This is a genomic window from Labrys sp. 22185 (assembly GCF_052045555.1).
GTDB classification, from domain to species: Bacteria; Pseudomonadota; Alphaproteobacteria; order Rhizobiales; family Labraceae; genus Labrys; species Labrys neptuniae.
The window spans coordinates 884,508-909,219 of sequence record NZ_JBQEPH010000001.1 but is presented as its reverse complement, the minus strand read 5'-3'; the positions used below and the strand labels follow the sequence as shown (position 1 = coordinate 909,219).

The window sequence follows — 24,712 nt, the reverse complement described above, 5'->3', positions numbered from 1 at the left end:
ATGCAGCCGGGCATGGTCATCGTCGGCGCCGGCGAGGCAGGCGCCAGAGCCGCCTTCGCTCTTCGCGAAAAGGGTTGGGCCGGCGCCATCACCCTGATCGGGGACGAGGTCCACGCCCCCTATGAGCGCCCGCCCCTGTCGAAGGCGACGCTGCTGGACGAAGCCGGTGCTTCCCCGCGTTATATCGTGGCGGAGGAGCGGTTCGAGGCCGAGGCCATCACCCACCTGGCCAAGCGCAGCGTGGTGGCGATCGATCGGGACCGGCGGCTGGTGCGGCTCGATGACGGCAATGCCCTTGCCTATGACAAGCTGCTGCTGGCCACCGGCGCGGCACCACGCCGGCTGCCACTGCCCGGCGCGAACCGGCCGGGATGCGTGACGCTGCGGCGCTTCGAGGATGCCCTGCATCTGAGGGAGCGCTTTCGCCCGGGCGCGGAGATCGCCATCATCGGCGGCGGCTTCATCGGATTGGAACTCGCGGCGAGCGCTCGCCAGCGCGGCGCAGCGGTCACCATCATCGAGGCCCTTCCGCGCCTGCTCAGCCGGGGCGTGCCCGCCGATGTCGCGGAAGTGGTGCAGGAGCGCCATCGCGCCGCCGGCTGCACCCTGCTGTGCGGCGAAGGCATCGCCGCCATCGAGGAGGAACCCGATGGCCTCGCCGTCCGCCTCACCAGCGGCAAGCTGGTGCTCGCAGACCTCGTCGTTCTCGGCGTCGGCGCATCGCCCAGCACGGCGTTGGCGGAGGCCGCAGGCCTTGCCGTCGACAATGGCATCGCCGTCGATGCCAGGCTGCGCACGAGCGACGAAGCCATCTTCGCCGCCGGCGATTGCTGCTCCTTTCCCCTGCCCGTCTATGGCGGACGCCGGGTGCGCCTGGAATCCTGGCGCAATGCCCAGGAGCAGGGTGCCCACGCCGCAAGCGCCATGCTGGGGGAGGACATCGCCTTCGACGCCGTTCCCTGGTTCTGGTCGGATCAGTATGACCTCTCCCTGCAGGTCGCCGGACTGGTGGACGAAGGGCGCCACACCATTCGCCGGGACGAGGCAGAGGGCTCGTTCATCCTCTGCCATCTCGACGAGGACGGGCGTCTGGTCGCCGCCAGTGGCATCGGCCCCGGCAATACGATCGCCCGCGATATCCGGCTGTGCGAAATGCTGATCGCCAAGCGCGCCCATCCGGACAGGGGCAGGCTCGCAGACCCCAACACCCGCCTCAAATCCCTTCTCTCAGCCTAAGCCACCTTTGCGCCTCGACGACGCGATCGAGCCGCGGGGCACCCTGGAGACCGTCATGGCTAGCCTTCGTCCGACCGTTGCTGACCTGCTCGCCCTTCGCGGCAAGAAGCAGATCGCCAAACTGAGAGTCACCACGCTCGAGGAGGCGGAAGCTGCCGAACGCGCCGGCATCGGCATGCTCTCGGTTCCGCCCGCGCTGATCGCCGAGCCTGCTTTCCGCGACGCGGCACCGACGACCTTTGCAGTGACCGGGCTGGAATATGGCAACTACGTCACGGCAGAGGATTACCTGCGAGCCGCCTTCCTCACCCGGCAGCAGAGTTCGGATGCCGTCTATTGCGCCGCCAGCCTGGCCACCATCCGGCGACTTCGCGACGAAGGCATCCCGGTGGTGAGCCATGTCGGCCTGATCCCCTCGCATCGGACCTGGACGGGCGGCTTCAAGGCGGTGGGCAAGACGTTCGAAACCGCCTGGCAGGTCTGGCAGCAGGCCAAGGCCCTCGAAGAGGCAGGCGCCTTCGCAGCGGAGATCGAAGTGGTGCCCGTGGAGGTCGCCACCGCGATCAGCCGGCGCACCAGCCTGTTCATGATCTCCATGGGCGCCGGCGGAGGGTGCGACGCACAATATCTGTTCGCCGATGACGTTCTCGGCGCCCATGGCGGGCATTATCCCCGTCACGCCAAGGTCTATCGCAATTTCCGTGGCGAATATGACCGCCTGCAGAAGGAACGCATTGCGGCCTTTTCCGAATACAATGCCGACGTCACCAATGGCGCTTTCCCGGCCCCGAACCAGGTCGTCGGTATTGCGGGCGATGAGTTCGCACGCTTCCTGAAGGCGCTCGATGCCGCCTGATCATCCCGGATGATCAGGCGATCGGCGGGGCCGACGCAATATCCTTGTCGAAGCAGCGATCGATCACGCGCTGGAGGTTCGCGGCGTGGCGGAAGCTGGGTTCGGCATTCTCGCCGCTCTGAACGGCCGCGATGAAGCGCTGGTAGTTGGTCTTCACCGGATCCGCATGCAGATCGCGCCAGGCCTGGCTGTGGATCCCGTCCCCGGTGCAGATGCGCAGGCTCGTATAGGGACCGTGATTGATCTCGATCGCGCCCTTGGTGCCGAACACGCTGAGCTTGAGCGTATTGGCATAGCCGGTCATGAAACGACTGGTGTGGATCACGCCCAGCGCCCCGTTCTCGAAGCGCACCGACATCACCGCGCTGTCATTGGCATCGAGCGGATAGTCGCCGATGCGGTCGCCGGGCGCCTTGTGGAAGGTCGCGAGTTGCGCCTGCAGCGCGACCGGCGTCATGCTCACCGCATAGCTGGCGAAATCCAGGATGTGGATGCCGACATCCCCCAGCACGCCCTTCGAACCATGCTCCTCGGACAGGCGCCAGAGCCAGCGCGGCTCGGTCGACCAGTCGCCCCAATGGTTGCCCACCAGCCAGCTCTGGCGATAGGAGGCCTCGACATGGCGAACCTCGCCGATCTCGCCGCGCGCGATGATGCCATGGGCCGCCTGCAGGGCCGGCACATCCCGGTAGGACAGGTTGACCATGGCGATCAGACCGGCGGCCTCGGCCGCCGTCGCCATCTCATCGGCCTGTGGGAAGGTCTCGGCCAGCGGCTTCTCGCACAGGACATGCTTGCCGGCCAGGATCAGCTTCATCGTGGTGGGATGATGGAACCTGTCAGGCGTGACATTGGCCACGGCATCGAAGCCGCCCCAGGCGATGGCCTCGTCGAGATCGCCGAAGGAATGGGGGATGCCATGCTCGTCGCTGAACTGACGGGCCCTCGCCTCGTCGATGTCGACGCCCGCCACCACTTCGGCGTCAGGAGAAGCCTGGAAGTGCCGGGCGTGGTTGGCCGCCATATTGCCGGTGCCGAGCACGAGAATGCGGATCTTGGACATGAGGTGATCCTGGGATCGCAGGCTTCCAGCCTGCTTTTGGCTAAGCAGAACTTCCCGATGTGTCCGTTCGCGGGCAACATCGAAAAACCGTGCAAGTGTTTGAGATCTTGAAGATTCCGCCTGATCGAACCCTTGATTCGATCAGGCGGACTCCACTCAGGATCGGGAAAGTGACAATGCGGGAAGGGACGCCTGCAATCCCAGGACTAACGGAAGCCCTCTTCGCCATCCTGGTGGAGTCGCGGCCCTTTCACTTCCAGGGGGACCGGCGCCTTGTCATGCGGCGTGTTGGGGGCTTCGTTGACCCGCTTCCAAGCCGTTGCCGGATTGTAGGCCCACTTCACCGCGTTGCCGAGCACCTTGCGCACGGTGGCGTTGTGATAGGTCGGATAGGCCTCGTGGCCCGGGCGGAAATAGAAGATCTTGCCGGCACCGCGCTGATAGGTCAGTCCAGAACGGAAGACTTCACCACCCTCGAACCAGGAGATGAACAGCGTCTCCATCGGCTCGGGCACGGTAAAGGGCTCGCCATACATCTCCTCGTGCTCGATCTCGAAATATTCGGGCAGGCCTTCGGCGATCGGATGGTTCTTGTTGAGCACCCACAGCCGCTCGACCTCGCCGGCCTCACGCCAGGACAGGGCGCAGGGCGTGCCCATCAGCCGCTTGAAGATCTTGGAGAAATGACCCGAATGCAGAACGATCAGGCCCATACCCTCCCAGACGCGCTCCTGCACGCGCTGGACGATCTCGTCCTTGACCTCGCCATGGGCGGTATGGCCCCACCACAAGAGCACGTCGGTATTGGCAAGCTTCTCGACGGTCAGGCCATGCTCGGGCTCGTCGAGCGTCGCCGTGCCGACACTGATGCCACCGGCCTCCTCGAGTGCCGCCGCGACCTCGCCATGGATGCCCTTGGGATAGAGCTGGCGCACCAGGGCGTTGGTCTGCTCATGCCGGTTCTCGTTCCAGACGAGTGCGCGGATAGTCATCTCGGGTTTCCTTTGCCGTGGACGGCGATTCAAAGCGCTTTAACAAAAATCTCTGCCACATCCAGGGGCATGATTGAAGGTGGCATCTGAGGATATTTCGAGGCCTTGCGATGTTCGCCAGGACCAATACGCGTCATACTCATGGCGGTCGGCTGCACGGGCCTCCCGGGAGGAGGCCCCGTGCACCCTCCCGGCGCCGCCTTTCAGGCCTGCAGCCGTCGCAAGGCCGCACCGTCGGCCTTGAAGACATGCGACAACTCCCCCGGCACGCCGATATTCACCTTGGTCGCGGCAACCACCGGGGCGTCCCCGGCGTGACGCAGTGTCACCAGCCTGCCATCCGCCGTGCGCACATAGAGGAAGTGGCTTTCGCCCAGTTCCTCGACCACCTCGACATCGCCGGTGAACGAGGCCTCCCCGCCCGTCTCCTGCAGATGTTCGGGCCGGATTCCGAGCTTCACCTTGTCGCCGGCGCGCACGCCGTTGCCGTCGACCTTGGCGACCACGCTGCCCCCGCCCGGCAAAGCGACCTTCACACCGGAAGCGTCGGCAGCCTGGACTTCGGTATCGATGAAATTCATCTGCGGCGAGCCGATGAACCCGGCGACGAACAGATTATGCGGGTTGTGATAGAGCTCCAGCGGCGCGCCCACCTGCTCGACATTGCCGGCGTTCAGCACCACGATCTTGTCGGCCAGAGTCATGGCCTCCACCTGGTCATGGGTGACGTAGACCATGGTGGCGCCCATCTGCTTGTGCAGCTTGGCGATGGAAATGCGCATCTGCACGCGCAGCGCGGCATCGAGGTTGGAGAGCGGCTCGTCGAACAGGAAGACCTTGGGGTTGCGCACGATGGCGCGGCCGATGGCGACGCGCTGGCGCTGGCCGCCGGACAGTTGCTTGGGCAAGCGCTCCAGCAGCGGCGTCAGTTCCAGGATCTTCGCTGCCTCGCGCACCTTCTGGTCGATGGTCTGCGTATCGGTTTTCGCCAGTTCCAGGCCGAAGGCCATGTTCTGGTAGACGTTCATGTGCGGATAGAGCGCATAGGACTGGAACACCATCGAGATGCCGCGATCCTTGGGTGTCTTCTCGTTCACACGCTGCCCGTCGATCAGGAGGTCGCCGGACGTGATGTCCTCCAGCCCGGCGATCAGGCGCAGCAGGGTCGACTTGCCGCAGCCGGAAGGACCAACGAAGACCACGAAATCCCTGTCCTCGATGTCCAGGTTGACGCCGTGCACGGTTTCGATCCGGCCAAAGGCCTTGCGGATATTCTTGAGTGTCACACTGGCCATGTTGCTTAACCCTTCACGGCGCCGGCGGTGAGGCCCGCTACGATCTTGCGTTGGAAGATGAGGACGAGAACGATGAGGGGCAGCGTCACGATGACCGATCCGGCCATGATGTTGCCCCAGGGCAGTTCCTGCTGGCTGGCGCCGCTCATCGAGGCGATCGCCACCGGTACGGTGCGGTTGTCGGGCGAGAAGGTCAGTGCGAACAGGAATTCGTTCCAGGCCGCGATGAAGGCGAGCAGGCCCGTCGTCACCATGGCCGGCCACATCAGCGGCATGAAGACGCGGCGCACCACCGTCCAGGGACTGGCGCCGTCGACGAAGGCCGCCTCCTCCAGTTCCCGCGGCAGCTCCTTCATGAAGGTGGTGAGCACCCATACGGTGAAGGGCAGCGTCAGGATCAGGTTGGAGAGCACCAGCGCCGGCATGGTGTTGTAGAGGCCGAAGGCGCGCACCACCTCATACATGCCCGACAGCACCGCCACCTGCGGGAACATCGACACGGCGAGGATAGTCATCAAGAGGAGCCCCCTGCCCTTGAAATGCACCCGCCCCAGCGCATAGGCGGCCGTCACGCCCAGAAAGAGCGAGATCAGCACCACCGTGACGGCGACGACGATCGAGTTCCAGATGTTCCAGGCGAAGGGCTGCTGCTCGAACACGCCGACATAGTTGGAAAAATCCAGGCTGTCGGGCAGCAGCGAGGTCGAAAACAGCGCCTGTCCCGTCCGCATCGAGGTCAGGATGGCGTAGTAGAACGGGAAGACGGCGTAGAGGACGATGACGACGACCAGCGCCCAGAACCCGATGGGTTTGAGGATCTTGCTCATCTCGTTCCGTCCTCCGAAACACGCACCTTGCCCACGGTCATGGCCAGCACGGTGATGAGGCCGATCACCAGGAACAGCAGCGTCGCCGCCGCCGAACCGAGGCCAGTCTTGGCGAAATCGACCAGTTGCAGCCGGGCAAAGCCCGACATCGAGATGGTGTCGCGGCTGCCCGAGGTCAGCACATAGATCAGGTCGAAGATGCGCAGGGCATCGAGGGCGCGGAAGACCACCGCCACCATCAGGGCCGGGCGGATCAGCGGCAGCGTCACCTTGAAGAACACCTTGACCGGGTGAATGCCGTCGACCTTGGCCGCCTCATAGCAATCGGAGGGCATCATCTGCAGCGCCGCCAGGATCAAGAGGGCCATGAAGGGCGTCGTCTTCCAGACGTCCACCATGATCACGGCCCACATCGCCGTCTGCGAATTGGCGGTCCAGGCGACCGGCTCGGAGATGATGTGGAGGGTGAGCAGGATGTGATTGAGGATGCCGAACTGGTCGTTGAGCATCCATAACCACATCTTGGCCGAGACGATGGTGGGAATGGCCCAGGGGATCAGCACGGCGGCACGCACGATGGCGCGTCCCTTGAAATTGGCGTTCAGCACCAGCGCCACGATGGTGCCGAGCACCGTCTCCAGCGCGACCGAGACCAGCGAGAACCACACGGTGTTCCAGACCGAAAGCCACCAGACCTTGTTGGCGAGCAGGCCGATCCAGCGCCCATCGACATTGGCGAGATAGTTCGAAAAGCCGACGAGCTTGTAATTGCCCGGATTGGATAGCTTGGCGTCGGTAAAGCCAAACCAAATGGTACGCAGAAGCGGCCATCCGGCGACGATCGCCAGCACGACCAGCATGGGCAGCAGGAACAGCCATGCCGACCGAACCCGGGTCCTTGTCAGTTCTGATTGACTTGCCATCGGGGGCTCCCAGAAGGAGGCAGGAAGAGTTGGCCGGCATCTCAGCCGCCACCCCAGTCACAATGCGGGAAATCCATACGCGGCCGGCCGCCGGCGAGGCTCCGAAGCGCTTTGCGACTTGAGCGAGTCACCCCGCATCGCACAGACGCTCTCGCCAATCCGTCGGATTGGCTTGGAGACAAGGAGCTCGAGCAAACAGCCGTCCGGTCGTGAACGCGCTCTGCTCCAGGGATCAGGAACCAGGCTTCGGTCGATCAAGTCGCGAAGGATGAGAGAACGGCGGAAAGAGCGCCGCGAACCGGGGGGTTCGCGGCGCAGTCGGGGAGGATCCTACCAGCCCGAGCCCTTGATATTGGCGAGTTCGCCGTCAAGGTCCTCAAGGGCCTGTTCCGCCTTCGCCTTGCCGGACAACACGCTGGCAACCGCGTTCCAGAAGGCGTTCGAAACTTCGTTGTAATTCGCGCCGGTGATCTTGGAGGGACGGGCCACCGCGCTGGTGAAGGTCGCCTTCAAATCGCCGAAGAAGGGCACGGCCTTGAGCACGTCCGGGTCCTCATAGAGGCTGGCGATGGTCGGGTTGTAGCTGCCCTCGATGGCGCGGCGCTTCTGCTCTTCCTTGGAGGTCAGATAGACGGCGAGGTCGGCAGCAAGATCGGCCTTCTTGGAATATTTGGAGACGGCGAGCTGCCAGCCGCCGAGCGTGCCGGTATTCTTGCCGTCGGCACCGCCCTTGGGCAGGGCTACGACGCCGATCTTGCCCTTGACCGGGCTGTCCGCGCCATTGCCCAGCGACCAGGCATAGGGCCAGTTGCGCATGAAGGCCGCATTGCCGGACTGGAACACGCCGCGCGCTTCCTCCTCGCCGTAATTGAGCACGCCGTCCGGCGAGATCTTGCCGATCCAGGAGGAAGCCAGCGTCACCGCCTCGGCCGCCTTGGGATTGTTGATGGTAATCTTGCCCTCGGCATCGACGATGGTGCCGCCGCCAAAGGAGTCGATCCACTCCAGCGCGTCGCAAGTCAGGCCCTCATAGGCCTTGCCCTGGAACACGAAGCCCCAGAACTTGTCGTTGCCGCCCTTGCGCTCGCCTTCCTGGACCTTGGCCGCGGCCTCTGTCATTTCCTGCCAGGTGGTCGGCGGCTTCAGCCCGTTCTTCTCCAGGAGATCCTTGCGATAATAGAGCACGCCGGCATCGGTGAACCACGGCATGGCGACGAGCTTGCCGCCCACGGTGTTGTTGTCGATGATCGCCGGGAAATGCTCCTTCTCGGCTCCCTTGGTGTAGGGCGCCAGATCGATGAAGTGATTGGCGAGAATGCCGGGCCAGATCACGTCGATCTGGAAGACGTCGATGTCGCTCGCGCCGGCCGACAGCAGTTGCTGATAGAGCGCCAGCCTTTCATTGGTATCGTTGGGTGTCGAGACGATCTTGACGGTATTGCCGGTCTTCTTGGCCCAGGCTTCCGCACCGCTCTTGCACAGCGCCAACTCCTGGCCGACTGCGCCGCAGGAAATCGCAACCTCGGTAGCGCTGGCAAAACTCGTGAGAGCGATAGAGGCAGTCGCGGCCAAGGCCCAACGCATGAACATGCGGTCTTCCTCCCTTTTATGCGCCATAGCTGCCTCCTCTATGGCAGGTCAGCATAGGCAACCGACATTTCCTCGTTCGAAGTCCCTTTTAGCAGAGCTTCTATAATCTACTTCAAAGCGCTTTGAATTCTAATTCCGACAAAAGTTTGCCTTTGTCAAGGCGACCCCATGGCAAAACTGCGTAACAACTAAGGCGAAGGAACAGTTCCCCCAAAAGTAGCATCTTTCATTGAAACAATTTGATTGAAAATCAGAGCCGTTGATGCCTTTTGAGCGATTGAGTGAGAAACTTGTGAATTTCCTGGTAAATGTGGCGGCTGCGCTACCTATTTGACGGAAAAGAATTAAGCTGACTCAGAAAAAATAATAGAAAGCGTTAGTCCAAAGCGCTTTAATGAACAAATGCAGTCTGGTCGCTGCTTGCGGTCGGGAGACTACCAGGAAGGGCATGCAGTATCGCGAGATATTTGCCGTGCCCGACGAGCGTTTCTCCCCGATCCCTGGCATGACGAGCTTGCCTCTGTTCATCGAGAGAAACAAGAAGGCCTGGAAGGAACGTTGCGGTGAACTTGAAGGAACTGTCACAGCATCTGGGCCTATCTCAGACGACTGTCAGCCGCGCGCTCAACGGCTTTCCGGAAGTTGGCGAGGCGACCCGCAAGCGTGTGCTGGAGGCGGCCGAGACCTTCCAATACCGCCCCAACGCCAGCGCCCGCAAACTCGCCACCGGCCGTGCGGGAGCGATCGGCATCGTGTTCTCGTCCGAGCGCAACATGCTGCTCGATCCGATCTTCACCGATTTTCTCGCCGGCGTCGCCACCCAGTGCTCGCGATCCGACAATGACGTGCTGGTCTCTTCCGCCCAGGGCGACGAGGCGGGCACTTATCGGCGCCTTGCCCGCGTGCGCTCGGTGGACGCCCTGTTGCTGTCCTCACCGACGATCGACGATCCGCGCATCGCGATGCTGCAACGGCTGGGCATGCCCCTGGTCGTGCATGGGCGCACGCAGACCGGCCTCAATTATCCCTATCTCGACATCGACAATGAGGGAGCCTTCCATAAGGCCACTACCTTGCTGATCGATCTGGGCCATCGCCGGATCGGGCTGCTCAATGAAAATCTGCGCTTCACCTTCGCCACGCATCGCTCGCAAGGCTGGCGCCGGGCGCTGACAGCTCGGGGCCTCGCCGCCCCTCCGGAACTCGAAGGCGGCGCCCGCATGACGGAAGAGAACGGCTATCGCATGGCGCGAGGCCTGTTCGAGCAATCAGACCCACCGACCGCCCTGCTCTGCTCGTCGATCTTCCTCGCTCTGGGGGCCATGCGGGCCGCCCGGGAAACGGGCCGGATCGTCGGAAAGAATCTGTCGCTGATCGCCCATGACGACGGCCTCGACGCCATCAGGCCGGAAACGCTGACGCCGGCCCTCACCACCACCTTCTCTTCCATCCATGCCGCCGGCGTCCGCGTCGCCGAGATCGCCATGGCCCTGGCCAACGGTGCCGATCCCACCGCCGCCGCGGAGATCTGGCCGGTCGATCTCGTCTTCCGCGGCTCTACCGTGCCCCCCGCCCCCTGATTACTCGGCTGGCGCCGACACGGTGGCGCGATCGCGATAGAAGACGAACAATCCGCTGCCGATGATGATGCAATTGCCGATGAGGATCGGCAGTGTCGGCACATCGCGCCAGACGATCCAGCCCATCAGCGTCGCCCATACCATGGCCGAATATTGGAACGGAGCGAGCATCGCAGCCGGCGCCATGGCCAAGGCACGCGTGATGCACACGAAGCAGACCATGGCAACGATACCGACGAGGAACATCAGGACAAGATCGAACCAGCCCGGCGTGGCCCAGGCAAACGGTATCGTCGCTGCGCCGATGACACCCGCACCGGCAAACTGCCAGACCACGAGGGGAAGCCAATGCGTGCGCCGCAGGCGTCGCGTCACCGTAACCGCCAAGCCAAACATGATAGCGCCGACGAGAGCAATGGGCGAGGCCGAGGAAAACAGTTCCGCCGAGGGCTGCAGCGCCACCAGAACGCCGATGAAGCCCACGATCACAGCGCCCCAACGGAACGGCTCAACCCTTTCGCCGAGCAGCGGAACCGACAAGGCGGTAATGATCAGGGGTGCCGCCATGTAGAACGTCATGACATCGGCGAGCGGCATGCTGCGCGTAGCGAAATAGAAGCAGAAGGTATCGCCGGCCATGCACAGGATCCGCACGACCTGGAGCCGCCACTGGCCGAAATCGAAGAGATCGACCTTCAGGTGCCAGACCATCGGCACGAGGATGATGGCGGCGCCGACGGAGCGCAGCAGCAGCAACTGACCGACGGAATAGTCGGCGACCAGCCATTTGCCCAGGGCATCGTTCAAGGCGAAGAGAAACACGCCGATGAGATAGAGCACGATGCCCATGCCGACACTTGTGGTCCCGATGCCGGCCCGGCGGAGGGTAGTCATTTCGGTCTCGTTTCCTGCCGGAGCGCCACGCGTTCAGCCATGAACGCATTGTGCTCCAACTCCTTGGTTCAAGGCGTCTTTGCGGGTCTTGCCGAGTCCGTCAATTCGCAAAGCGTTCCAGGCGCGTGGCATGGTGTCTGATGCGGTCCGGGCGTCCGCCGGGCATCGCCCCCACCCAGCGGATCGCCATTTGTCGTACCAATATCGGCGGGCGGCGGAAAGAGGCAATCTTGCGCAGCACGCAGGGGCATCAGGCCGCAGCCATCTTCGCCGCCATGTCAGAAGCGAGCAGGCCGTCGAGCGCGACCTTGATCAGCGGGCGGCGCACACGCAGGGCGTTGAGGGCTGCGACCGGCCATTCGACATAGCAGGCACCCGGTTCGACCGTCACGGTGGCCGAAGCGGGCTGGCGGCGCAGGAAGCCGGCCTCGCCGATAAAGGATTGCGGCCCGACAACCAGGCTGCGCCCAGCCTTCATCACATGAGACCTGCCGTCGAGCACATAATAGACCTTCTCGACCGTTTCCCCCTCGCGCAAGAGCGTGTGGTTGCCCTCGCTGCGTCGCCAATGACCGATCTTCATCAAGGAGCGGAACTCGCCCGGCGACAGGCCGCCCAGGGCGGCGAACAGCTGGCGCTCTTCGGCACTGAGACGAAACTGGGTGCGAGCAAAGACCAGCCTGGCCATCATCAGCAGATTCACGCCCAGATTGACCGCCGTCCAGAACAGCGCATCCCACAGCATGATCTCGGGCACGACCAGATAATAGAGGATGTAGAGCAGGGTCGAAACGACCAGGAGGGCGCGCAAGACCAGTTGGTCGCGACAGGTCAGCGCCGCGACAGCAATGAGGGCGGCGGCATGGATCAGGCCGAGCCGGACGATTTCGAAGAACATTTCAGCACCAGGACGGGAAGATCGGCTGGCGCATCACGTCGCCAACCACGGCGTCGACATGGTGCGTTTGCCGTCCAATTGCTGTGCGCCCTTGCACGGGTCAGCCGCTGTGAGGCCAGGCGCCAGCCAGCATCTGGGCAAGGCCTGTCCTACGCCAAGCGTGATCTGACTGCCCTGAGGCATTGGAGGGCACCTCCTCGCCACAACCCAGTTGAACCTCTTCCCATCCGGGATGCCGGCCTACGGCGCTCGGCCTTGCGTCGGCCGACATCCGTCCGGGGCGATCTCATCTCCCCTTGCGTGCACCACCGACACAAGCGCGCAATGTCCCTGCAATAATAATCAGCAGTATAGATTTGTTTCCGGCTGCATTTTTTACCCAATTCCCTGCTCAATTGGCACGCAAATCTCTCAAACCCGCTCCCAGGAAGAACACAATGTCGCCATTTTTTGTGATAACAAGGGAGATAATCAAAGATATATTTAAAAATTTTGACAATATTATCTCATTTATTCTAATAGTTCTGATGATAATTACGGCATTTTGGGCATCAATTTATGAGAAAATTAGTACGGACCGCTCCATCGCCCTTGCATCGCTGTCGATCCTGTTCGCGCTGCTGCTGTCCTACTATCGATTGAAGGAGCATGTCCGGCACAACCCAGGATCCTCCCTGCGCTACCTGCTTCCGCGCTTCCTTTTTGCACGGGCGAAGGGAGGCAGCCGGGCCGGCAGATGGTTTGCCAGGGCGCTGCTCTGGAGCATTTCAGCCGTGACGATCTATGTCGGAGTGCTGCTCTATTGGGGCAATTTCGGCACGGTGATTCGCGGACAGGTCTATCGTTCTGCCCAGCTCGGCAGCGCCACGATGTCGATCAACGTCCAGCGCTACGGCATCAGGGCCATCATCAATCTGCGCGGCAGCAATCCGGGCCAGGACTGGTACGACCGGGAGGTGGCCGATGCGAAGGCACTCGGCATTCATCACATCGATTTCCGGATGTCGGCCAAGCGAGAACTAAGCCGGGAACAAGCCGAGCAGCTCATCGCCCTGATGGCACAGGCACCGAAGCCGTTGCTGATCCATTGCGCGTCCGGCGCCGATCGCACCGGCCTTGCCGCCGCTCTCTACGTCGCTGCGATCGCCAAGGCCGGCCGCGAAAAGGCGCAGGCCCAGTTATCGCCCTTCTTCGGGCACCTGTCCCTGCCCTTCCTGCCAGGCTATGCGATGGACAGGACCTGGGAGGAGTTCGCCCAATGGCTGAACAAGGCCGGACACGAACCGCGCCCCGCGCTGGCCACGGCGAGCGGGGGCACCACCGACCGGCGCTGACTGGCAGCCACGGGACCAGCAAATTCCTGCGTGGAGGTCTGGTGGGCCCGGAGGGACTTGAACCCCCAACCAGACCGTTATGAGCGGCCGGCTCTAACCATTGAGCTACAGGCCCGGCTGTGCCAGACGCCGCATCTATAGGCAGAGTCTCGCCCAGGTTCAATCGGCATCCGCAATTGCGATGCCCGCCGCAAGCCCGTCATCATCCCGCCGCCTTCGATTGCAAGGTTCCGACCGCAATTTTCTTCACTGGAGTTCACCGATGCTACCGTCTTTCGTCGCCCGCCCCGCCCTCGCCGCCCTGCTGCTGGCCGGAGCGCTCGGCGCCGCTCAAGCCGAGGATTTCAAGCGCGTGGTCGCCATCAACGGGGAGGCGACGGTCGGCGCCAAGCCTGACCTGGCCTATGTCAGCATCGGCGTACAGAGTGCGGGCAAGGTGGCACGCGACGTGCTGACCGCCAATTCCAAGGCAACCGGTGAGGTCCTCGCCGCACTCAAGGCAGCCGGCATCGATGCCAAGGACTTGCAGACCTCGGGCTTCAGCGTGCAGCCGGCGAGCCCCCAGAACAGCAAGTTCTCGTCAAGTTCCGAGGACGGCCCGACCATTGCAGGCTACACCGTCTCCAACACCGTAAACGTGACGCTACGCGACCTGCCCAAGCTCGGCGACATCCTCGACAAGGCTGTCAGCGCCGGCGCCAACAGCATCGAGGGCATCCAGTTCATCGTCTCTAACCAGTCGGTGCTGCTGGATGGCGCCCGCAAGACCGCCCTGGACGATGCCAGGCGCAAGGCCGAGATCTATGCCAAGGCATCCGGCCTGCGCCTGGGCAAGCTGGTGGATTTGAGCGAGAATACCGGCCCGATCGGCGGCGGTCTCTATCGCGCCAAGGCGGTGCAGGATTCGGTGCCGATCGAGTCCGGCGAGAGTACGCTGAACGTGACTGTTTCCGCGCGTTTCGAGCTGGAAGACTGATCCTTCATACCTCCTCCCAGTATCGGACAAGACTCCACGGGCCGGCAGCGCATCTGCTGCAATGCTGGCCCGGCAGATTTTCCGCACACGCAAGTTTGTTTCACGCAGCAAGGCCGATTGGGTAACAAAGATGCTTGCTTGACTGTTCTCCCCGGTTTAGGACGGCGTAACCGCTGTTAATCGGAAAGCTTATCGTGCGCGCACGCCTTGATGCTGTTGACTGGAAAATCCTGCAGGAACTACAGGCCGATGGCCGCATGACCAATGTGGAACTGGCCAAGCGCGTCGGCATTTCCGCGCCCCCCTGTCTGCGACGCGTGCGGGCCCTCGAAGATGCCGGCGTGATCAAGGGCTATCGTACCCTGCTCGACGAAGCTTCTCTCGGCTACGAGATCACCATCTTCGCCATGGTCAATCTGACCTCGCAGGCTGGCGCGGACCTGCAATCCTTCGAGACCTATGTGAAGAATCAGCCCTTGGTGCGCGAATGCTGGATGCTGTCCGGTGACGTCGATTTCGTGCTCAAATGCGTGGCGAAGGACCTACGTTCCTTCCAGGCCTTCGTGGCCGAGCTGACGGCCGGGCCGGCCGTGCGCAACGTCAAGACGGCGCTGACCCTGCGTTCCATCAAGGACGATCCGATCGTTCCCCTCGAACTCGACGTGAGCGAAGGGGCCTAAGCCAGCTTGCTCAGCAGCCAATGGGCATAGCTGGATGCCAGCCAATCATAGCGGCGCGGCGTCGGGTCAGGCACTTCAGGAGCAGCATCCACCGAACTCGTGGTGGCAAAGAGCGGGAAGCTCTTGATCACGCCGCCCGATGACGACAAGAGCGTGACACGGCCATCGAGCGTGTCGACGCTGTCGAAGCTGATCAGGCCGCCATCCGAATCCACGGGAAAACTGATGTCGGTAAGCGCCACCGACAATGTCGCGCCGCCCTTTGCACCGGGCTGGTAGCGCGAGCCGAGCTGCCGGACGAGATTGCGCTGGAGAAAAGGCGGCATGCGCTGGAGCCAGAGATTGCCGCTCCCGCTGACCTGCACCCGGCGGATGACCGGAATGGCCGGATTGTCGGCGTAGGAAGTGGCGCAACCGGTGAGCAGCAGACCGGCACCCATGGCCAGGAAGCTTCTGCGCCCGACATGTCCCGAAGTCATGATAGCCTCCTGCTCACGATATTCACTGTCTATAGAATGCGTCGCGCCGCCAATCGAAGCAAATTCGCGCGACCACACAGCAAAACGCCGCATCCGGTGGGATGCGGCGCATTGTGTCGACAGGGTCTGAGATCGGCAGGCGGCTCAGCGCCAGGCGACGTTGGCGATCTCATAGGCCTTGGGGCCCTTGGGCGTGTTGACCTCGACGGAAACGCCGATCTTCTTGCCCACCAGTGCGCGGGCAAGCGGCGAGCCGATCGAGATCTTGCCGGAGCGCACATCGGCTTCGCTCTCGCCGACGATCTGATAGGTCTTCTCTTCCTCGGTGTCCTCGTCGATCAGCGTGACATGAGCCCCGAATTTGACGGTGTCGCCGGACAGCTTGGTAATGTCGATTACCTCGGCGCGCGACAGGATGTCCTCGAGCTCGGCGACGCGGCCTTCATTGTGGCCTTGGGCTTCCTTGGCCGCATGGTATTCGGCGTTCTCGGAAAGGTCGCCATGGGAACGGGCCTCGGAAATCGCCGCAATGATGCGCGGCCGTTCGATCTGCTGCCGTTCCCTCAATTCTGCCTCGAGCGCGGCATGGCCTGCCGGCGTCATCGGGATCTTGTCCATAGCTTCGTCTTCTCTTTCCAAACGCAAAAAAGATACGCGCCGGACGGACTTCCCCGGCGCGGCTGACATATCGAATTTGCAATATTACGGTACCCCCGCCCCGATGGGCGAAGGCGCCTCCTTCAGAAGTAGGATTGCAGCGCCCGCACTTCCAGATCTCCGCCCTTATTGGCTTTGATCCCCTGCGCAGCCGCCACCGCTCCGAAGAGAGTGGTGTAATATGGGACTTTATGCAAGAGGGCGGCACGTCGCAACGAACGCGAATCCGCCAGGGCCTGCGCACCCTCCGTGGTGTTGAACACCAGCTGGACGCTGCCATTCTTGATGGCATCCACGATGTGGGGACGCCCTTCCAACACCTTGTTGATCCGCGTGGCCTCGACGCCGTGGCCGGCCAGGAACTGCTGCGTACCATCGGTGGCGACGATCGTGAAACCCAGATCGGCAAGCAGCCGCATCGAATCGAGAATGCGCGGCTTGTCGCTCTCCTTAACCGACACGAACACCGTGCCGCCGGAGGGAACGGTGACACCGGCGCCGAGCTGGCTCTTGGCGAAGGCCACGGCATAGTCCCGGTCGAGACCGATGACCTCGCCGGTCGAACGCATCTCTGGGCCCAGCACGGTGTCGACGCCCGGGAAGCGCGCGAAGGGATGCACGACTTCCTTGACCGCGATGTGATCGAGCTTCTTCGCCTTCAGGTTGAAGGAAGCCAGGCTCTCGCCGGCCATGACGCGAGCGGCAATCTTGGCGATCGGCTCGCCGATCACCTTGGCCACGAAGGGCACCGTGCGCGAAGCGCGCGGATTGACTTCGAGCACGTAGATCAGGCCGTCCTTGATGGCGTATTGCACATTCATCAGGCCGCCGACATCGAGGGCCAGGGCCATCGCCTTGGACTGGCGCTCCAATTCGGCCAGGATCTCGGGGCTCAGCGAGCGCGGCGGCAGCGAGCAGGCCGAATCGCCGGAGTGGATACCCGCTTCCTCGATATGCTCCATGATGCCGGCGACGAAGACATCCTTGCCATCGGCGAGCACGTCGACATCGACTTCGACGGCATCGGACAGATAGCGATCGAACAGCAGCGGGTTCTTGCCCAGCAGCGTATTGATCTGGCCGGTCTTGTCGTTGGGATAACGCGTCTTGATCTCGGGCGGCACCATCTGCGGCAAGGTACCGAGCAGATAGTCGTCGAAGGCGACCTCGTCGCGGATGATCGCCATGGCGCGCCCGCCCAGCACATAGGAGGGGCGCACCACCAGCGGCAGGCCGAGATCGGCAACGACCAGGCGGGCCTGCTCGACCGAATAGGCGATGCCGTTCTTGGGCTGGCGCAGGCCGAGCTTGTCGAGCAGGCGCTTGAAGCGGTCGCGGTCCTCGGCGAGGTCGATGGCGTCGGGCGTGGTGCCGAGGATGGGAATGCCCGCCTCCTCCAGCGCGGCCGCCAGCTTCAGCGGCGTCTGGCCGCCGAACTGCACGATGACGCCGTGCAGCGTGCCCTTCGACTTCTCGACCCGCAGGATCTCCAGCACGTCCTCGGCCGTCAGCGGTTCGAAATAGAGCCGATCCGAGGTGTCGTAGTCGGTCGACACCGTCTCGGGATTGCAGTTGACCATGATGGTCTCATAGCCCGCATCCGAAAGCGCGAAGCAGGCATGGCAGCAGCAATAGTCGAACTCGATGCCCTGGCCGATGCGATTGGGACCGCCGCCGAGGATGACGACCTTCTTACGATCGGACGGGTCGGCCTCGTCGGCCGGCGCGCCGACGAAGGGCGGCGCATAGGTCGAATACATATAGGCGGTGGGCGAGGCGAATTCGGCGGCGCAGGTGTCGATGCGCTTGAAGACGGGGTGCACCTCGAGTTCGGCGCGCAGGTTCTTGACCGTTCCTTCCGGAACGCCTGCGAGCGCATCGAGGCGCCGATCGGCAAAGCCCATCGCCTTGAGGGAGCGCAGGGCGCCCGGCGTCTTGGGCAGGCCGATCTCGCGCACCTTCTGCTCGGTCTCGACGATGCCGCGGATCTGGGCCAGGAACCAGGGGTCGACCTTGCACACGCCGTGGATCTCGGTGTCGGACAGGCCAAGGCGCATGGCCTGGGCGATGTTGAGCAGGCGGTCCGGCGTCGGCTTGCCGAGCGCAGCGCGGATGGCATTCTTGTCGTCGCCCTGGCCAAGGCCCTCGATCTCGATCTCGTCGAGGCCGTTGAGGCCGGTTTCGAGCGAGCGCAGCGCCTTCTGCAGGCTTTCCTGGAAGGTGCGGCCGATGGCCATCGCCTCGCCGACCGACTTCATCGCGGTGGAGAGGATCGGCTCGGCGCCCGGGAACTTCTCGAAGGCGAAGCGCGGGATCTTGGTGACGACGTAGTCGATCGTCGGCTCGAAGGAGGCCGGGGTCGCGCCGCCGGTGATGTCGTTCTCGATCTCGTCGAGCGTATAGCCGACGGCGAGCTTGGCCGCGACCTTGGCGATCGGGAATCCCGTGGCCTTGGAAGCCAGCGCCGAGGAACGGGACACGCGCGGATTCATCTCGATGACGACGAGGCGGCCCGTGGCCGGATCGACGGCGAACTGCACGTTGGAGCCGCCGGTCTCGACCCCGATCTCGCGCAGCACCGCGATCGAGGCGTTGCGCATGATCTGGTATTCCTTGTCCGTCAGCGTCAGCGCCGGCGCGACGGTGATGGAATCGCCGGTATGCACACCCATCGGATCGATATTCTCGATCGAGCAGACGATGATGGCATTGTCCGCCTTGTCGCGGACGACCTCCATCTCGAATTCCTTCCAGCCGAGCACACTCTCCTCGACCAGGACCTGGGTGGTCGGCGAGGCGTCGAGGCCGCGCTCGATGATGTCGATGAATTCGGCCTTGTTGTAGGCGATGCCGCCGCCCGTGCCGCCCAGCGTGAAGGAGGGCCGGATGATCGCGGGCAGGCCGATATAGTCCAGCGCCTCCAACGCCTCGGAGAGGCTGTGGGCCAGGCGCGAACGCGGCGTCTCCAGGCCGATCTTGGTCATCGCCTCGCGGAAGCGCTCGCGATCCTCGGCCTTGTCGATGGCGTCGGCGTCGGCACCGATCATCTCGACGCCGAACTTCTCCAAGACGCCCATCTCGGCAAGCTTCAGCGCGGTGTTGAGTGCCGTCTGGCCGCCCATGGTCGGCAAGAGCGCGTCGGGGCGCTCCTTTTCGATGATCTTGGCGACGATCTCGGGCGTGATCGGCTCGACATAGGTCGCATCCGCCAGGTCCGGATCGGTCATGATCGTGGCCGGGTTGGAATTGACCAGGATGACGCGATAGCCCTCCTCGCGCAGGGCCTTGACGGCTTGCGTACCCGAATAGTCGAATTCGCAGGCTTGGCCGATGACGATCGGGCCGGCGCCGATGATCAGGATGGAGGAAATATCGCTACGTTTTGGCATCGCTCGTCCGATTTGGGAGGGCCGGCATGAAAAAGCCGCGGAGGGAACTCCACGGCCAAGAATTCATGGCTCCAGCCTGACTCAATCGGCCCGAACGCGGTTCGGACCGATTGAGTCAGGCTGCGGCGGATCGAGCGGACCGACTAAACCATTTTGGCGTCTTGCGAAAGGGGCCGTTTGCGGACTGTTGCGGAAAGTGACGGTTGCAAGAGGAAATCCAAGGTTCGCCCCGCCCTTACAGCGGCTTTTGCGACGTGCATTTCGCCGTCTGGCCGCTCGGCATGCGCAGGATATAGACATACAGCTTGTCGCGCGGACCGAAGTCCATGACATAGCTATCGATCACCTTGCCCCCGCGCTGGGTCAGGAAGTGGCAGGATTCTTCCGCCTGCACCGCCGGAGGCATCCCCAGCACCACTGCGGTAACGAGTAGGCGAATCAAGGTCCAGGCCATCGGCCCTCCTTTCGGGATGGGATCGTGTTCGGGATCATAAGCGATGATGACGCAACGTCATTCTGAAAAACGGCCCCATTTCGCCATCATCCCCCTCACACCGGTGACTGCCACGTTCCAGTTGTGGAGATTTTGCATGATCGGGCCGCGATTTACCCTGCTTGCCTGCTGCCTGGCATTGGTGGCCTGCCGTCCCGCAGGATGATCCGCCTTGGACCGGCCCAGCATGACAGGCGCGCTTCTCGACGAAGGCCGTCCTGTCGCTGGTGCACAGATCCGGGTGACCAATTCGCATCGGCCAAGCCGCTCGTCATTCACCAGCACCGACCAGCAGGGACGCTTCTCGCTCGGCACCGGCGAAGCCGGATCTGCCTCCTCTAGAGCAAAAGCAAAACGCGTTCAAATGTGAACGCCTATTTGCTCTAACTCTTTGTTTGGACGCGTCTTTGCGATTGTTGGTGACACCGTCAGATCGCAAAACGCTCTCGCGGAGACGTGTTGCGCATCGAAGCGAGTGGCGAGGATTACCACGCAGTCGGGTTGGTTGGGGCCGGTCCCGCTCCCCTCTCCTGCCAGATCGACGCGCGTGCGGCCTATGCCCCGGACAGGCAAGAGCGCTTCTGGAGCGGCAATGATATCGAGTGGAAGCCGGGGTAACCGGTCAAGGCACTGAACTGCAGTAAGGCCGAGGCGGATGCTGGGGAGCACGGTCGCCCTGCAGGAGGTGGAGAGCGGATACGATGTCCCGCCCTCAGCGGGCCTGCGCCAGCACGAAGCGCCGGAAGGCCGCCACTTTGGCCAACGCCAGGGCGCCGGGCGGATAGGCAAGATAGTAGCCATATCCCAATGTGACCTGCCGATCGAACAGCGCTACCAGGCGTCCCTGGCGGATCAGGCCTTCGACCACGCTGCCGACGACCAGGCCCACCCCCTGCCCTGCGAGCGCCAGTTCGATCAGCACGTTCTCGTCGTCGAAGGTCGGTCCGGACTGCGCCAAAGCCGGATCGAGATGCGCAACAGCCAGCCATTCCCGCCAATCGCTGCGGTCCTGGTCATGCAGCAATCGCGCCCGGGCAAGGTCCGCCGGCTCGACGAGACGCAAGCGCTCGACATAATCCGGCGCAGCCACCGGTAGCGTGACGGAGGGGCCGATCAAGTCCGCCGTCAGGCCAGGCCATTTGCCGAGGCCGCCCCGGATGGCAAGGTCGATCCCCTCGGCCACGATATCCAGCGGCGTCTCGGTATGACGCACCGACACCTCGATGTCCGGGTGAAGCTCGGCAAAACGCGGCAGGCGCGGTGCCAGCCAGCGGGCGCCAAAGGAGGGTGTGGTGGTGATCGAGAGCAGGCTCTGCGCGCGCCTGATGCCGGCAACCGCCCGCTCGAGTTCACCGAAGGCCGCGACGGCGGCCGGCAGCAATTGCTGTCCGGCGGCGGTGAGTTGCAGACTGCGGGTGGTGCGCTGGAACAGCTTCGCGCCGAGTTGGTCTTCCAGCACCCGGATCTGATGCGACACGGCGGCCTGGGTGACGTTGAGCGTCTGAGCGGCGCGCGTGAAGCTGAGCGCCCTGCCCGCCACGGCAAACACACGCAGCGCCGGAAGGGAGGGCAGCGTCTCCATGTATTTCACTCACAAGTAAAACTCATGAGTGAGGCACTATATTCAAGCCGAACTCATTTGTCGAATGCCAGAATTTTCCGGACAATAAGCGCTATTCCACCGGATTCTCACAACCGGCGAGGAGGCGTTCATCATGATTGATTCTTATCTGACTGCAGGCCTGACCAGGGGCCTTAGCCTTGCTCTGTCGCCACAAACAGCGCTGCATGGTGAGGGCCGGCCGGCCCCTCGAGAAGCAAGCGAGCCGCCCAGGCGAACGAAAGCCCCGCTCATGGCGCGCCTCGCCAGGTTCATGACCTTGGCCCGCGCCGAACCGCTGCCGTCATGCCCGGACACCGCGAAGGCCGCCAACCTTCACGGCTGAAGGCCGGCCGTCGATAATGGCCGGCCGAGAGCGTCGATAATGGCCGGCCGAGAGCGTCGAGGAGAAAAGAAGAGGGCCTTACCGGCAGCTCTTCCAGCGGCCGAGATCCATGTGGAAATGGTCCTCGTGGTAGCCATCCGAGCCGGGGCCTAGCACGACCTGGAACACGCCGCAGGTCACGCCATGCACCTGTTTCAGGAAGGCGGCCTTGGCGCCCCCGCCCTTGAAGTCATGGCGGACGGTGATCTCCTTGCCGCTGGCCGTGATATAGCCGGAAATGTCGATGGCATTGCCCTTGGCGTGCTCGGACAGCTTGGCGCCGCGAATATTGTTCATGCCACGGCAGACATAGGAGGCGGCAACCTTGATGGCGACGACGTTCTCGCCGAGATATTGCTTGGCGGCGGCCTGCATGCCGGCTTCCCAGCGCACCAGCCCATTCACCATGGCGTAGTCGACGGTCGCGGCCGGCACCAGCGTGGTGCGGCTGCTCGGCCCCAGCGCCATCAGGCGATAGGGCTGTGCGACGCTGCAGGCCCCCTTGACGATTGCCGCTTCCGGTACGGCGCGCGCCAGATTGTTGATGGCGATGCCCGCCCCCGGCATGCCGCCAAGCATGGCGACCTTGGTCTCCGGCGGCGGTGCGTTGACGCCGGGATTGGTAGTCATGCGGTCATCGATGCCGCCAGGTCGGCGCACGGGCAGCGGCACGAAGGCATGCGACAAGGTTCCCGGCGGCAAGGCCGCGTCGGGCTTGGCGTTCGGCGTGGCATCGGCCTGGGTCGACGCTCCATCGGGCTCCGGCCCCGCCATGTCGATATCGGTATCCGGACGCTCCGGCGGCAAGGGCGTGTCGGCGGCATAGGCCGACACCACGGGAGAGTCATTCGGGCGCGGACGCTCCGGCGGAGTGGGCACACCACCATGCACGATCAGGTCCGGCAGGCCTTCCAGCCCGGTCGAAGCCCGGATGGCCCGCATCTGGCTGGGCTTGGGCTTGAGGGGCGGCAACGGCTTGGCGTTCGCCGCGGCGATGCTCTTCTGAAAGTAATCCGGCAGAGGAACCAGAGCCCCGTCTGCCGATTGCGCCGACGCAGTGGCGCAAGAAACCACCAGGAAGAGACAGGCGACGCTTGCTCGCATGCACACTGCTCCGGTTGCGATCAGGCGTTGTGTTGCGCAACTGCGGCAACACCATGGCGAGACGCCATGTTTTCGACAAACCGCTTAAAGAGGTAGTGGCTATCCTGTGGACCAGGCGACGCCTCGGGATGGTGCTGCACCGAGAACACCGGCTTGCCTGTGACGGCGATGCCGCAATTGGAACCGTCGAACAGCGAGGCATGGGTTTCGATCACGCCGGCCGGCAGGCTGTCGCGATCCAGCGCAAAGCCGTGGTTCATCGAGACGATCTCGACCTTGCCGGTGGTGAAATCCTTGACCGGGTGGTTGGCCCCGTGATGACCCTGCTTCATCTTGGCCGTGCGGGCACCGAGCGCGAGGCCGAGCATTTGGTGGCCGAGGCAGATGCCGAAGATCGGAATATCCTTTTCGAGCAGCGTCTTGATCGCCGGCACCGCATATTCGCCGGTGGCGGCCGGATCGCCCGGGCCGTTGGAGAGAAAAATGCCATCCGGCTGCAGAGCGATGATCTCCTCGGCCGGGGTGGTGGCCGGAACCACGGTGACGGCGCAGCCAGCCGCTGCCAGCAGGCGCAGGATGTTGCGCTTCACGCCATAATCGATGGCGACGACTTTGTATTGCGGGGCGTCCTGCTTGCCGAAGCCCTGCGACCATTCCCAGGTGGTCTGGTCCCAGTCGAAACGCTGGGCCGTGGTCACCGGCGGCACCAGGTCGAGACCGTCCATCGAGGGCAGGCCGGCGGCCTCGCGCTTCAGGGCTTCGACGTCGAAATTACCGTCGGGATCGAAGGCAAGCACGGCATTGGGCATGCCGCCCTCGCGGATACGGGCCGTCAGCGCCCTGGTATCGATGCCGGCAATGCCGGCGATGTTGCGGGCCTTGAGCCAGGCATCGAGATGGCGACTGGCGCGGTAATTGGCAGGCTCGGTGATCGGCGCATGCAGCACCACGCCCCTCACCCCGGAGGAAGAGGCCATGTTGACCGTCTCGATGTCCTCGTCATTGACGCCGACATTGCCGATATGGGGGAAGGTGAAGGTGATGATCTGCCCGGCATAGGACGGGTCGGTGAGGATTTCCTCATAGCCGGTCATCGCGGTGTTGAAGCACAATTCACCCGCCGCCTTCGTCACGGCGCCGAGCCCGGTGCCCTCGATCACGGTGCCGTCTGCGAGGACCAGGAGCGCGGTTGCCTTGGGTTCCGCCCAGCCATTTTCCATCTGTCTAGTCCTTGCGCTCGCTTGTGTGACGGTCATTTTCATCTTAAGTGCCGGATGAATGGCGGCGGCATACTCGGCTCCGCCCGGCAGTCGCGGCGGAAAGTAGGGGGCGGACGGCTTGCCGTCAACCCTTGGACACACTCGAAATCATCAGCATTTTCAATGATTTGAGGTGATACCACCAAATATTTCGCTGCCACGTGCCGCTCGGTGAACAATTTTGATTCCAAGAAAGGTAGGG

Annotated in this window: 22 protein-coding genes and 1 tRNA gene; 7 read left to right on the top strand and 16 right to left on the bottom strand. The window is 63.3% G+C overall.

What is annotated here, in order from left to right:
• A complete protein-coding gene (locus tag ACTJKX_RS04265) occupies window positions 1-1,236 on the top strand; it encodes an NAD(P)/FAD-dependent oxidoreductase (RefSeq protein ID WP_440724464.1) in 1,236 nt (411 codons plus the stop codon).
• 55 nt (window positions 1,237-1,291) lie between these two features.
• Window positions 1,292-2,092, top strand: a complete 801-nt coding sequence (locus tag ACTJKX_RS04260; RefSeq protein WP_440724463.1) for a 3-methyl-2-oxobutanoate hydroxymethyltransferase — start codon at window positions 1,292-1,294, stop codon at window positions 2,090-2,092.
• Window positions 2,093-2,105: 13 nt separating this feature from the next.
• Here ACTJKX_RS04260 and ACTJKX_RS04255 read toward each other — a convergent pair whose 3' ends face one another.
• The 6 genes from ACTJKX_RS04255 to ACTJKX_RS04230 form a co-directional block, all read right to left on the bottom strand.
• Entirely contained in the window at window positions 2,106-3,155 is a 1,050-nt protein-coding gene (locus ACTJKX_RS04255) for a Gfo/Idh/MocA family protein (protein ID WP_245196656.1), read from the bottom strand.
• Window positions 3,156-3,361: 206 nt separating this feature from the next.
• Complete coding sequence (locus ACTJKX_RS04250; RefSeq protein ID WP_394309744.1) at window positions 3,362-4,147, bottom strand: ThuA domain-containing protein; 786 nt, start codon at window positions 4,145-4,147, stop codon at window positions 3,362-3,364.
• 203 nt (window positions 4,148-4,350) lie between these two features.
• Window positions 4,351-5,442 carry an ABC transporter ATP-binding protein gene (locus tag ACTJKX_RS04245; RefSeq protein ID WP_394309746.1) on the bottom strand — a complete coding sequence of 364 codons (1,092 nt, stop codon included), beginning with the start codon at window positions 5,440-5,442 and terminating at the stop codon, window positions 4,351-4,353.
• A gap of 5 nt (window positions 5,443-5,447) precedes the next feature.
• On the bottom strand, window positions 5,448-6,269 hold the full coding sequence (locus ACTJKX_RS04240; protein ID WP_311934393.1) for a carbohydrate ABC transporter permease: 822 nt from the start codon (window positions 6,267-6,269) through the stop codon (window positions 5,448-5,450).
• The gene (locus ACTJKX_RS04235) at window positions 6,266-7,192 is read right to left on the bottom strand and encodes a carbohydrate ABC transporter permease (protein ID WP_394309748.1); all 927 of its coding nucleotides are present in this window, start codon (window positions 7,190-7,192) and stop codon (window positions 6,266-6,268) included. Before ACTJKX_RS04235 ends, ACTJKX_RS04240 begins: the two co-directional genes overlap by 4 nt.
• Before the next feature lie 330 nt (window positions 7,193-7,522).
• The gene (locus tag ACTJKX_RS04230; RefSeq protein ID WP_311934391.1) at window positions 7,523-8,782 is read right to left on the bottom strand and encodes an ABC transporter substrate-binding protein; all 1,260 of its coding nucleotides are present in this window, start codon (window positions 8,780-8,782) and stop codon (window positions 7,523-7,525) included.
• A gap of 563 nt (window positions 8,783-9,345) precedes the next feature.
• Here ACTJKX_RS04230 and ACTJKX_RS04225 point away from each other — a divergent pair.
• Window positions 9,346-10,362, top strand: a complete 1,017-nt coding sequence (locus ACTJKX_RS04225) for a substrate-binding domain-containing protein (protein ID WP_440724462.1) — start codon at window positions 9,346-9,348, stop codon at window positions 10,360-10,362.
• Here ACTJKX_RS04225 and ACTJKX_RS04220 read toward each other — a convergent pair whose 3' ends face one another.
• Window positions 10,363-11,256, bottom strand: coding sequence for a DMT family transporter (locus ACTJKX_RS04220; RefSeq protein ID WP_440724461.1), 894 nt, complete (start codon window positions 11,254-11,256; stop codon window positions 10,363-10,365). It abuts the gene before it with no gap.
• 250 nt (window positions 11,257-11,506) lie between these two features.
• Window positions 11,507-12,154 carry a cyclic nucleotide-binding domain-containing protein gene (locus ACTJKX_RS04215; RefSeq protein WP_367625705.1) on the bottom strand — a complete coding sequence of 216 codons (648 nt, stop codon included), beginning with the start codon at window positions 12,152-12,154 and terminating at the stop codon, window positions 11,507-11,509.
• Between the two features lie 437 nt (window positions 12,155-12,591).
• On the opposite strand from ACTJKX_RS04215, the gene ACTJKX_RS04210 reads away from it, so the two are divergent.
• Window positions 12,592-13,488, top strand: coding sequence for a tyrosine-protein phosphatase (locus ACTJKX_RS04210; RefSeq protein ID WP_440724460.1), 897 nt, complete (start codon window positions 12,592-12,594; stop codon window positions 13,486-13,488).
• Window positions 13,489-13,527: 39 nt separating this feature from the next.
• Here ACTJKX_RS04210 and ACTJKX_RS04205 read toward each other — a convergent pair.
• Window positions 13,528-13,603, bottom strand: a tRNA-Ile gene (locus tag ACTJKX_RS04205).
• A 147-nt stretch (window positions 13,604-13,750) separates the two neighbouring features.
• Between ACTJKX_RS04205 and ACTJKX_RS04200 the strand changes: the two genes are divergently transcribed.
• A complete protein-coding gene (locus tag ACTJKX_RS04200) occupies window positions 13,751-14,464 on the top strand; it encodes an SIMPL domain-containing protein (RefSeq protein WP_311934386.1) in 714 nt (237 codons plus the stop codon).
• A gap of 194 nt (window positions 14,465-14,658) precedes the next feature.
• Window positions 14,659-15,144 carry an Lrp/AsnC family transcriptional regulator gene (locus ACTJKX_RS04195; RefSeq protein WP_082979703.1) on the top strand — a complete coding sequence of 162 codons (486 nt, stop codon included), beginning with the start codon at window positions 14,659-14,661 and terminating at the stop codon, window positions 15,142-15,144.
• Here ACTJKX_RS04195 and ACTJKX_RS04190 read toward each other — a convergent pair.
• From ACTJKX_RS04190 to ACTJKX_RS04175, 4 genes are all read right to left on the bottom strand, one after another.
• On the bottom strand, window positions 15,141-15,623 hold the full coding sequence (locus ACTJKX_RS04190; RefSeq protein ID WP_394309757.1) for a hypothetical protein: 483 nt from the start codon (window positions 15,621-15,623) through the stop codon (window positions 15,141-15,143). The two genes, ACTJKX_RS04195 and ACTJKX_RS04190, sit on opposite strands and share 4 nt — an antisense overlap.
• Before the next feature lie 144 nt (window positions 15,624-15,767).
• Window positions 15,768-16,241 (bottom strand): transcription elongation factor GreA, encoded by a 474-nt coding sequence (gene greA, locus ACTJKX_RS04185; RefSeq protein ID WP_311934384.1) that lies wholly within the window; start codon window positions 16,239-16,241, stop codon window positions 15,768-15,770.
• 122 nt (window positions 16,242-16,363) lie between these two features.
• Window positions 16,364-19,669, bottom strand: a complete 3,306-nt coding sequence (gene carB, locus ACTJKX_RS04180) for a carbamoyl-phosphate synthase large subunit (protein ID WP_394309759.1) — start codon at window positions 19,667-19,669, stop codon at window positions 16,364-16,366.
• Between the two features lie 235 nt (window positions 19,670-19,904).
• The gene (locus tag ACTJKX_RS04175; protein WP_440724459.1) at window positions 19,905-20,123 is read right to left on the bottom strand and encodes a hypothetical protein; all 219 of its coding nucleotides are present in this window, start codon (window positions 20,121-20,123) and stop codon (window positions 19,905-19,907) included.
• A 211-nt stretch (window positions 20,124-20,334) separates the two neighbouring features.
• Here ACTJKX_RS04175 and ACTJKX_RS04170 point away from each other — a divergent pair, with 211 nt between their 5' ends.
• Window positions 20,335-20,532 carry a DUF6795 domain-containing protein gene (locus ACTJKX_RS04170; protein WP_440724458.1) on the top strand — a complete coding sequence of 66 codons (198 nt, stop codon included), beginning with the start codon at window positions 20,335-20,337 and terminating at the stop codon, window positions 20,530-20,532.
• Between the two features lie 342 nt (window positions 20,533-20,874).
• Here the strand turns inward: ACTJKX_RS04170 and ACTJKX_RS04165 are convergent, their stop codons facing one another.
• The 3 genes from ACTJKX_RS04165 to carA all read right to left on the bottom strand — a co-directional run bounded on the left by ACTJKX_RS04165 (window position 20,875) and on the right by carA (window position 24,471).
• On the bottom strand, window positions 20,875-21,744 hold the full coding sequence (locus ACTJKX_RS04165) for a LysR substrate-binding domain-containing protein (RefSeq protein ID WP_367625699.1): 870 nt from the start codon (window positions 21,742-21,744) through the stop codon (window positions 20,875-20,877).
• Between the two features lie 442 nt (window positions 21,745-22,186).
• Window positions 22,187-23,251, bottom strand: coding sequence for an extensin family protein (locus tag ACTJKX_RS04160; RefSeq protein WP_367625698.1), 1,065 nt, complete (start codon window positions 23,249-23,251; stop codon window positions 22,187-22,189).
• A gap of 20 nt (window positions 23,252-23,271) precedes the next feature.
• Complete coding sequence (carA, locus tag ACTJKX_RS04155; protein WP_311934377.1) at window positions 23,272-24,471, bottom strand: glutamine-hydrolyzing carbamoyl-phosphate synthase small subunit; 1,200 nt, start codon at window positions 24,469-24,471, stop codon at window positions 23,272-23,274.
• Between the last annotated feature and the right edge of the window lie 241 nt (window positions 24,472-24,712).

Excerpts from the sequence above, each read along its gene's own strand:
- ACTJKX_RS04175 (WP_440724459.1), bottom strand. The coding sequence starts at position 20,123 with ATGGCCTGGACCTTGATTCGCCTACTCGTTACCGCAGTGGTGCTGGGG.
- ACTJKX_RS04190 (WP_394309757.1), bottom strand. The coding sequence starts at position 15,623 with ATGACTTCGGGACATGTCGGGCGCAGAAGCTTCCTGGCCATGGGTGCC.
- ACTJKX_RS04200 (WP_311934386.1), top strand. The coding sequence starts at position 13,751 with ATGCTACCGTCTTTCGTCGCCCGCCCCGCCCTCGCCGCCCTGCTGCTG.
- ACTJKX_RS04245 (WP_394309746.1), bottom strand. The coding sequence starts at position 5,442 with ATGGCCAGTGTGACACTCAAGAATATCCGCAAGGCCTTTGGCCGGATC.
- greA (WP_311934384.1), bottom strand. The coding sequence starts at position 16,241 with ATGGACAAGATCCCGATGACGCCGGCAGGCCATGCCGCGCTCGAGGCA.
- ACTJKX_RS04215 (WP_367625705.1), bottom strand. The coding sequence starts at position 12,154 with ATGTTCTTCGAAATCGTCCGGCTCGGCCTGATCCATGCCGCCGCCCTC.
- ACTJKX_RS04255 (WP_245196656.1), bottom strand. The coding sequence starts at position 3,155 with ATGTCCAAGATCCGCATTCTCGTGCTCGGCACCGGCAATATGGCGGCC.
- ACTJKX_RS04240 (WP_311934393.1), bottom strand. The coding sequence starts at position 6,269 with ATGAGCAAGATCCTCAAACCCATCGGGTTCTGGGCGCTGGTCGTCGTC.
- ACTJKX_RS04265 (WP_440724464.1), top strand. The coding sequence starts at position 1 with ATGCAGCCGGGCATGGTCATCGTCGGCGCCGGCGAGGCAGGCGCCAGA.
- ACTJKX_RS04235 (WP_394309748.1), bottom strand. The coding sequence starts at position 7,192 with ATGGCAAGTCAATCAGAACTGACAAGGACCCGGGTTCGGTCGGCATGG.
- carA (WP_311934377.1), bottom strand. The coding sequence starts at position 24,471 with ATGGAAAATGGCTGGGCGGAACCCAAGGCAACCGCGCTCCTGGTCCTC.
- ACTJKX_RS04165 (WP_367625699.1), bottom strand. The coding sequence starts at position 21,744 with ATGGAGACGCTGCCCTCCCTTCCGGCGCTGCGTGTGTTTGCCGTGGCG.
- ACTJKX_RS04220 (WP_440724461.1), bottom strand. The coding sequence starts at position 11,256 with ATGACTACCCTCCGCCGGGCCGGCATCGGGACCACAAGTGTCGGCATG.
- ACTJKX_RS04230 (WP_311934391.1), bottom strand. The coding sequence starts at position 8,782 with ATGTTCATGCGTTGGGCCTTGGCCGCGACTGCCTCTATCGCTCTCACG.
- ACTJKX_RS04160 (WP_367625698.1), bottom strand. The coding sequence starts at position 23,251 with ATGCGAGCAAGCGTCGCCTGTCTCTTCCTGGTGGTTTCTTGCGCCACT.
- ACTJKX_RS04260 (WP_440724463.1), top strand. The coding sequence starts at position 1,292 with ATGGCTAGCCTTCGTCCGACCGTTGCTGACCTGCTCGCCCTTCGCGGC.
- ACTJKX_RS04210 (WP_440724460.1), top strand. The coding sequence starts at position 12,592 with ATGTCGCCATTTTTTGTGATAACAAGGGAGATAATCAAAGATATATTT.
- carB (WP_394309759.1), bottom strand. The coding sequence starts at position 19,669 with ATGCCAAAACGTAGCGATATTTCCTCCATCCTGATCATCGGCGCCGGC.
- ACTJKX_RS04250 (WP_394309744.1), bottom strand. The coding sequence starts at position 4,147 with ATGACTATCCGCGCACTCGTCTGGAACGAGAACCGGCATGAGCAGACC.